Source organism: Massilia sp. CMS3.1 (assembly GCF_051262535.1).
In the GTDB taxonomy this organism is placed as follows: domain Bacteria; phylum Pseudomonadota; class Gammaproteobacteria; order Burkholderiales; family Burkholderiaceae_D; genus Telluria.
Window position 1 is genome coordinate 1 of record NZ_JBIMES010000072.1, and the last position, 888, is coordinate 888.

Here is an 888-nt window from a genome sequence, read left to right on the forward strand (position 1 = left end):
GCCAAATTTTACCCTCTGCCATGTTAAACATCCTACTCGCAGCCTACCTGCTGATTGTCTCTCCCGCATTTAACTTGTGGCGTAGTTTACGTCCGAAAAGCAATAAACCGCCTCGTTCGCTAATGCTTCGTTACTGGTCAATGAGCTGGCAGCCCCTGGTATTGTTGGCCGTCCTGTGGGTCGGTTCGTGGCAGGCTGGCTACGCTTTACGAGATATCGGATTTGATATCCCTCTGTCCAGGGCAGGCGTCTGGGGCCTATGCTTCGCCGTATTACTCCTCGGCGGCCTCTGGCTAGTGGCCAACGTCATCGAGAGACGCAAGACGCCCGAGGCCCGTGCCGAGAGCGAACGCAAGGTGCTGGATTCGTCTTTCCCATGGCCGCGAAACGGTAGCGAAATACTGGCTTTCATCATCAGCACTTCGATAATGACCGCCGCATGGGAAATCCTCTACCGTGGTTTCATTCTGCTTCTGCTGACGCCGCACACTGGCCTGCCACTCGCTATTGCCATCTCCGCTCTTGCGTATGGCATAGGTCATGGCTACACGAATCCGAAACAGTTACTCGCCTCGATTGTCTCGGCTTTCGTTTTTACGATCGCATATGCAATGACGCACAGCTTATGGTGGTTGATTGTCATTCACGCTGGGCTGCCGCTGGCATCAATTCGAGCAGTGCTACGCGCACAGCAGCGCCGTGAAGCCGGGAGTCCTGATGCCTCATTGCGCCAGGTCTAACCTCGGCCACCTGACAATGGAGACTGAGGAAAAGGCTGCTTCGGGTCGTTAGCGAACGTCGAGTCCGGCCCAAACGGATTGCTTAAAATTTCCCATCTAGCAACAACTTCGGTAGACTGATCGCCTAAAAAACGTCTGCTACCCTCCA

1 protein-coding gene is annotated in these 888 nt (G+C 54.5%); it reads left to right on the forward strand.

Annotation, left to right across the window (positions count from 1 at the left end):
* Window positions 1-740: CPBP family intramembrane glutamic endopeptidase (locus ACHAC9_RS24465; protein ID WP_435764408.1), on the forward strand; the 740-nt coding region annotated here is incomplete at its 5' end.
* Window positions 741-888 lie beyond the last annotated feature (148 nt).